This is a genomic window from Stenotrophomonas sp. P5_A9, from assembly GCF_056400525.1.
The window spans coordinates 1-6,887 of sequence record NZ_JBFULC010000108.1 but is presented as its reverse complement, the minus strand read 5'-3'; the positions used below and the strand labels follow the sequence as shown (position 1 = coordinate 6,887).

Here is a 6,887-nt window from a genome sequence, read left to right as displayed (position 1 = left end):
TCGCGAACCCTGGCCGAATACATGGTGCCCAGCGCATTTGTGGTGCTGGCGGCATTGCCGCTGATGGCAAACGGCAAGTTGGACCGGCATGCGTTGCCTGCCCCGGGGCTGGAGGCGTTGACCGGGCGGGCTTACGTGGCGCCGGAAGGGGAAGTGGAACAGGCGCTGGCCGCGATCTGGGTCGAGCTGCTGGGCGTGGAGCGGGTGGGACGGCACGACCACTTCTTCGAGCTGGGGGGGCACTCGCTGGTCGCAATCCAGCTGCAGGGCCGTATCAACCAGCGAATGTTGGTGGACGTGCCGCTGCACTACCTGTTTGAGAACGCGGCGTTGCACCAGTTGGCCGAACACGTGCAGAGCGCGCAGCTTGATCGCTTCCTGGGCAACGAACTTGCGTTGATCGACGATGAGCTTGCTGGCCTTTCGGCCGAGCAGCTCAGCAATCTGCTGATGAGTGAGGGGCAGTGATGAACAGCAACAATGGCCAGCCGTCTGTCGAGGACCTCAAGCGGGCGATCGTGCAGCAACGCTTGCGCAACAGGATGCAACAGCACCTGGCAGTGGACAACGAGCGTGCGATTCCACGTGCAGACCGTAGCAAGCCCACTCCGCTGTCATTGGTACAGCGCCGGCTGTGGTTCCTCGATCATCTGGACGCGCAAGGTGCAGCGTATAACCTGCCGGTGGCGCTGCACCTCGGGGGAGTACTTGATCGCAATGCGCTGGCGGCCGCCCTGGATCGTCTAGTGCACCGACACGAATCATTGCGGACCTATTTCCCCGCCGGAGAAACCGGGCCGCTTCAGTATGCTTCCGACGAGGGCTGCGGGCTGACGCTGGTCGAGAGCGACCTGAGCGAACTACAGGTGGAAGCGCGCCGTCATGAAGTGGCGCGGATGCTTGCCATTGAAGCGCAGACTGGATTCGATCTGGAGCACGGGCCTTTGATCCGCGGGCGCTTGCTGAGGCTTGCAGAAGCCGAACACGTCCTGGTGATCACCCAGCATCACATCATCACCGATGGTTGGTCGCTGGGCATCATGGTGCGCGAATTTGCGGCGCTCTACTCCGCATTCCGGCAAGGACAGCCTGATCCACTGCCGCCTCTGCCGATTCAATATGCAGACTATGCCGCATGGCAGCATCGCTGGCTGCAGGGAGCGCAGTTGGAACAACAGCTGAAATTCTGGCGAGAGCATCTCGAGGGTGCTCCGGGTCTGCTGGAACTGCCGACCCGCATCCAGCGGACTGAAATGCAGTGCAATGCCGGAAAGGACCTTCAGGTGGCCTTCTCCGCAGACCTGACCAGGAAGCTGAAGGCGCTGTCGCAGCAGCATGGATGTACGCTCTTCATGGTATTGCTGGCCGGCTGGGCGGTTGTACTGGCGCGGCTCAGCGGCCAGCAGGACGTGGTGATAGGCACGCCTGTGGCCAACCGGCAACGGCCCGAGCTGGAGGGGATCATCGGGTTCTTCGTCAATACACTCGCCCTGCGCACCAACCTCGCCGGCGACCCGACCGTGGCAGAGCTGCTCGCACAGACCCGGGCAACGGCCGTGTCGGCGTTCGCGCACCAGGAATTGCCGTTTGAACAAGTGGTGGAGGCGCTGCATCCGCAGCGCAGCTTGGACTACAGTCCCTTGTTCCAGGTGATGCTCACGCTCGACAGCGTATCGGAGGGCTACACGCTTGCCTTGCCCGGCCTCGAGCTGAGCCAGATGGCGATTGAACGGACGACGACACATTTCGATCTCTCCCTTGCCCTGTCCGACAGCGGGGAGCGGTTGTCAGGGACATTCAACTACAACGCCGAGCTGTTCGATGCGTCGACAATTGAACGTTGGTCACAGCATCTGCAGACCGTGTTGCACGGCATGGCCGAGGATTCGCAGCGGCACATATCCGCCTTGCCATTGCTGACAGCACAGCAGCGCAGCCAGGTGGTGGATCTGTTCAATGCAACGGCGGTGAGTTTCCCAGACGAGGCACTTATCCATGAACTGTTCCAGATCCAGGCCAGGCAGCAGCCTGACGCGGATGCGGTCGTTTATGGCCACCAACGATTGACATATGCCGAACTCAACGTGCGCGCAAACCAGGTGGCACACTTCCTGATCGGCCTGGGCGTACGGCCGGACCAGCGGGTGGCCCTCTGCGTCGAGCGCGGTCTGGACATGGCAGTGGGCATACTGGGTATCCTCAAGGCCGGCGCGGCCTACGTGCCGGTGGACCCTGACTATCCACCGAACCGCCAGGCGCACATGCTGAAAGATTGCCGGCCCGTGGCGGTGCTCAGCCAGCAGGCTTTGCTGCCGCGGCTGCCCGCCCTGCAGGTGCCGGTGTTGGCGCTCGATGGATTGCAGGCTGTCAGCATGCTTGCCCGACATTCTTCACTGGACCCGCAGTCGCGGGCGTCAGGCCTCACCTCGCGCAACCTAGCTTACGTAATCTACACTTCTGGCTCGACCGGCCAGCCGAAGGGTGTAATGGTCGAGCACCGTTCGGCGGTGAATTTCTGGCAGGTCATGTCGAGGACCACGCACGCCCGATGCGAACCGCGCTCGCGGGTAGCGTTGAATGCGGCGTTCTCGTTCGACATGTCGCTCAAGGGCATTCTCCAGCTTCTTTCGGGGCACTGCCTGATGCCCATCCCGCAGAGCATCCGTGCCAACGGGGTCGAGCTGCTGAATTTCCTGGTCGAACATCGTATCGATGCGGTCGATAGCACCCCGTCGCAGCTGGAGGGTCTGCTGTCCGCTGGACTACTCGAAGGCGGGGCGTATCGCCCGCGTAGCGTGCTGGTGGGGGGAGAGCCGATCAGGTCTTCGCTCTGGGGGCGGCTGAAGTCCTCGCCGATCGTGGAGTTTCACAATATGTACGGTCCCACCGAGGCCACCGTGGATGCCACCATCGTCAGCATTGCCGGGGCAGCGGGCGGCCCTACCATTGGCTCGCCAATCGACAATGCCCGTATCTACATTCTCGATACGGCACGGCAACCAGTTCCGATAGGCGTGATTGGTGAGGTGCACATCGGTGGGGTAGGGGTTGCACGGGGTTACCTGGACAAACCAGAACTGACTGCCGAGCGCTTCCTATGCGATCCTTTCAGCAGTTGCGCTGGGGACCGAATGTATCGAACCGGTGATCTTGCCCGCTGGCTGCCGGACGGAAACATTGAATTCCTGGGGCGCAATGATTTCCAGGTCAAGATCCGGGGCTTCCGGGTCGAACTTGGCGAAATCGAGGCCAAGCTGGTCGCTTGCCCGGGGGTCCGGGAAGCGGCCGTGGTGGGCCTGAATGAGGAATCCGGCGACAGCCGCCTGGTCGCCTACGTAGTGTCGGACCACCAGCCCAACCCAGCGCAATTGCGCGATGCGCTACAGGGACAACTGCCGGAACACATGATACCCAGTGCGTTCGTTGTGCTGGCGTCCCTGCCGCAGACCCCGAATGGAAAGCTCGACAGGCAGGCGCTGCCCGCCCCGGGGGTGCAGGCAGTCGTCACCCGACGCTTTGAAGCACCGCGCGGCGAGCTGGAACAGGTACTGGCCAAGATATGGGCTGAGCTGCTGGGGCTGGAGCGGGTGGGGCGGCATGATCAGTTCTTCGAACTGGGCGGTCACTCGTTGATGGTGGTTTCAATGGTTGCTCGCCTGCGCGAACTGGACTTGGAGGTGCCGGTACAGGCCGTGTTCACTACGCCCACCCTGCATGCGCTGGCAGCTTCGATCAGCACATCGGGCATGGCGGGTGCATCAGCAGTGCGCTCGCCTATCGGTCCGGAAACCTCGCGGATCACGCCTGCGCATCTGTCGATGGTGAGCCTCGATCAGGAGCAGATCGACCTGGTCGTAGCGGGCGTGCCAGGCGGGACCGGGAACGTACAGGACATCTATCCGCTGCTGCCATTGCAGGAGGGACTATTGTTCCACTACCTGCTCGAGGAGGAGGGCGACACCTACCTGTCACGCGACCTGTTGGCCTTCGCCACACGCGAACGGCTTGATGCCTTTCTGCAGGCGCTGAACGAGGTCATTGCACGGCATGACATTCTGCGTAGCGCGCTGCGCTGGGAGGGGCTGCCCATGCCGGTGCAGGTCGTCCAGCGACAGGCATCGCTGCCGGTAGAGGTGGTGGCCGTTCCACCTGCGGGCTCAGCCCTGGACGCGCTGGAGCAGTATGCGGACCCGGCCCGGCTGCGGCTGGATGTTCGCAACGCGCCGCTGCTCGCGGCCTTTGTTGCCCACGATCAGGCCGAGGGGGAGTGGCTGCTGGCACTGCTGCGCCATCACGTCGTCTGCGATCATATGACGCTTGAACTGGCGCTGGCTGAAATTGCCGCACTGCTGAATGGAAACGGTGCCGCGCTGCCCGTACCGGTGCCGTTCCGTGAGATCGTCGCACAGGCACGACGGACGCCGATGGAAGCACACCAGGCGTACTTCCAGGAGCAGTTCCAGAACGTCGATGAGCCAACAGCGCCCTTCGGCGTGTTGGACATGCACGTTGGTGGCAGGTCTACGACAGAGTCGCGTCAATCGCTGGAGCCTGGCGTGGGCCGTCGCGTGCGCGAGAGCGCGCGTCGTGCAGGGGTTTCTCCGGCAGTGCTGTTCCATGTGGCTTGGGCGCAAGTGCTGGGGCGCTGCACAGGCAACGAGGACGTGGTGTTCGGAACCGTATTGTCTGGGCGCCTGCAGGGCGTGGCCGGTGCCGAGCGGATGCTTGGCATGACGATCAATACGCTGCCATTGCGGGTTTCGCTGGGAACGCGCAGCGTTGCCCAGTTGCTGGAGGAGACCTCCCAGCGCATGCAGGCACTCCTGGCCCATGAACACGCTCCTCTGGTACTGGCACAGCGCTGCAGCGGGATGCCCGCGTCGACGCCACTGTTCTCGACACTGCTCAATTACCGGCACGGTGAAGCCAGACCAGATTCAGCCCAAGCTGTATTGCCGGGATTCCCGGCCGACATCCGCAGCATTTCCTCCGATGGCGACCATACCAATTTCCCGCTCAGCATCCGGATCGACGACTCAGGTGATGCCTTCGCACTTGTTACCGAATGCATGCCCGGAATCGATGGAAAGCGGATCAATGGGTATCTGTGCATGGCGATGCTTAGCCTGGTCAGCGCCTTGGAATGCTCGCCGACCGCGCCCCAGTACCAGCTTGAGATACTCGATCCGCAGGAAATGGAGATGCTGTCCACACGCTTCAATGCGACGGCTAGGGCGTACCCGGGCGATGGTTTCATCCACACGCTGTTTGAAGCACAGGTACGGCGCACGAGTGAAGCGATTGCCATTGAGTTCGAGGGTGGGACGCTGACCTACGGCGAGCTCAACAGGCGTGCCAATCAGCTTGCGCATCATCTGGTGGGTCTGGGGGTAGGGCCGGATGACCGGATCGGGGTCTGCCTGGAGCGCGGGATGGACATGGTCGTGGCGTTGCTGGGCGTGCTCAAGGCCGGTGGTGCGTATKTGCCATTGGACCCGGGGTATCCGGCCGCGCGTCTGGGCTACATGCTGGCCGACAGCAGCCCGCGCCATGTACTGAGCGTTTCGGCGCTACAGCCGGTGCTGGCCGAAGTGCAGGTGCCGGTGATCATGCTGGACCARGTGGCGGCACTGGATGGTCAGCCCGTGCATGATCCGGATCCGCAGGCACTGGGTCTGACGCCGCAGCACCTGGCCTATGTGATCTATACCTCCGGCTCCACCGGCCGTCCCAAGGGYGTGATGAACCAGCACGATGGTGTCGTCAATCGCTTGCTATGGGCGCAGGAGGAATTCGCTCTTGGCAGTGAAGATCGTGTGTTGCAGAAGACCCCGTTCGGTTTTGACGTGTCGGTYTGGGAATTCTTCCTGCCGCTGTTGGCCGGGGCACGGCTGGTGCTGGCGCGGCCCGGAGGCCACCAAGACCCGTACTACCTGGCCGGCGTGATCAGCTCTTCGGCGATCAGCGTGCTGCACTTCGTACCCTCGATGTTGCAGGTTTTCCTGGATGAGGCCGACGTCAGCGGGTGTGCCGGGGTGCGGCAGATCCTGTGCAGCGGCGAGGCACTGCCTGCCCCGCTGCAGAACCGGCTGCTGGAGGCGTTGCCGCAGGTGGCGCTGTACAACCTGTATGGTCCCACCGAGGCGGCGGTGGATGTGACCTGTTGGCGATGCGTCGCCGGTAGCGACACGGTTCCGATCGGGCGTCCGATCGCCAATACCCGGATCCATATCGTGGATCGCCACCTGCAGCCGGTACCGATCGGTGTGGCGGGCGAGCTGCTGATTGCCGGGGTGCAGGTAGCGCGTGGATACCTGAATCAGCCGGCATTGACCGCCGAGCGCTTCATAGTCGACCCGTTCGATGCTGCCGGTGGGCGGGTTTACCGCAGCGGTGACCTGGCCCGCTGGCGAGCCGATGGCAGCATTGAATACCTGGGGCGCAACGACAGTCAGGTGAAGCTGCGCGGTCTGCGGATCGAGTTGGGAGAGATCCAAGCGCAGCTTGCACAACAGCCCGGCGTTCGCGAGGCAGTGGTAGTGGCGCGCGAGGACCGCGTCGGGGACAAGCGCCTGGTGGCTTATCTGGTGGCCGAGGCGGGCGTGACGTTGCCCACGGATGTCTTGCGGGAAGCGCTGTCGCGAACCCTGGCCGAATACATGGTGCCCAGCGCATTTGTGGTGCTGGCGGCATTGCCGCTGATGGCAAACGGCAAGTTGGACCGGCATGCGTTGCCTGCCCCGGGGCTGGAGGCGTTGACCGGGCGGGCTTACGTGGCGCCGGAAGGGGAAGTGGAACAGGCGCTGGCCGCGATCTGGGTCGAGCTGCTGGGCGTGGAGCGGGTGGGACGGCACGACCACTTCTTCGAGCTGGGGGGGCACTCGCTG

General features: G+C 63.3%; 2 protein-coding genes. Both read left to right on the top strand.

Annotated features, from left to right (window positions below; all coding sequences use genetic code 11):
* Positions 1–468 (top strand): phosphopantetheine-binding protein (locus AC1DR7_RS19710; RefSeq protein WP_478076638.1); only part of this gene is annotated, 468 nt, incomplete at its 5' end.
* The coding region (locus AC1DR7_RS19705; protein ID WP_478076637.1) for an amino acid adenylation domain-containing protein at positions 468–6,887 on the top strand (6,420 nt) is incomplete at its 3' end. The genes AC1DR7_RS19710 and AC1DR7_RS19705, both read left to right, overlap by 1 nt.